The following is a 1,028-nucleotide window of genomic DNA, read 5'->3' as shown; positions in this document are numbered from 1 at the left end:
TCGCTCTCCTTGAGAGGTTCTGGCAGGCTTCAATCACCCGCCTCGATACGCCGCCCTTCTCAAACCGTCATCACCCATTTTCCGCCATAGCTCATCCAAAGACGGGGAGCACCTCAACTGGGTCAATCCGAAAATCCCAATCGGTCCGCCCCAAGGGGCGCACTCCCATTTGAGGTTGCCTTTCTCGATCATATTATTCATAGACCCGTAGGGCGAGTGTGGGCTCAGTCATAATCGGACCGCACTATGCAAGAGATTTTAGTGATTGAAGATCAGGATTTAATGCGCTTGGCGCTGATCCAGGAACTTAAGGACTGCCATACCGAAAGCGTTCTTCTTGGAGCCCCTACATTAGATAGCGCCCAGGCGCGAATTAAGTCCCAAGAGTTTAATCTCATTCTCATAGACCCCGGCTTGCCGGGGGTAAATCCAACCTCACTCTGGGATAGGCTTTCGGTTATCCAGCAGATCGTTGATGCATCCCCTTTGGCGACACACGTGGTCATCACTGGATTAGGTTCGGTTGCCGAAGCTAACCACTGTCGTCGGATTGGGGTAGCTGGATATGTGAGCAAGACCGGACTGATGCGCGGACTTTTGGCTGAGGTGCTACAGGATATCTCACAAGGCGGATTCGCTATCCGGATATCGGAAAAGGACCAGCTGGCGGATGATTTTCACTATTCAGGGCTAACGGGCCGGGAGCAGGAAATCTTCGATTGGATGCGCCGCCGTGAGCGCGGAATGAAGCGAAAGGAAGTTTACGACCAGATCAGTAAACGAATTGGGGTCGACTCCGCTACTGTTGAGAAATACTATAAACAGGCTCGCGCCAAGCTTCTCAAGCGCGGCCGATTGCCCGACGGGAGTTAAGACCTTAGGAAGGCCGCAGCCTACTTCGCGAGGGAAGTGACATGAGGTTCGCTTTCATCGCGAGGCACCGGAATATCTGGCCGGTGGCATGGCTGTGTAATGCGCTGGATGTGTCCCGATCAGGCTTCCATGCCTGGCTCAACCGCAGCCCCAGC

At 54.0% G+C, this 1,028-nt stretch carries 1 protein-coding gene and 1 pseudogene; both read left to right on the top strand.

The window, feature by feature from the left end:
- Positions 1 to 246: 246 nt before the first annotated feature.
- The gene (locus tag BLS48_RS34705) at positions 247 to 873 is read left to right on the top strand and encodes a response regulator (protein WP_038654578.1); all 627 of its coding nucleotides are present in this window, start codon (positions 247 to 249) and stop codon (positions 871 to 873) included.
- Between the two features lie 8 nt (positions 874 to 881).
- Positions 882 to 1,028: pseudogene (locus BLS48_RS36920) on the top strand (IS3 family transposase); the annotation flags it as partial.

Origin of the sequence: Mesorhizobium qingshengii (assembly GCF_900103325.1) — a bacterium.
GTDB classification, from domain to species: Bacteria; Pseudomonadota; Alphaproteobacteria; order Rhizobiales; family Rhizobiaceae; genus Mesorhizobium; species Mesorhizobium qingshengii.
Note: the sequence above shows the minus strand (reverse complement) of the source record. Positions and strands in the feature narration are given on the sequence as shown.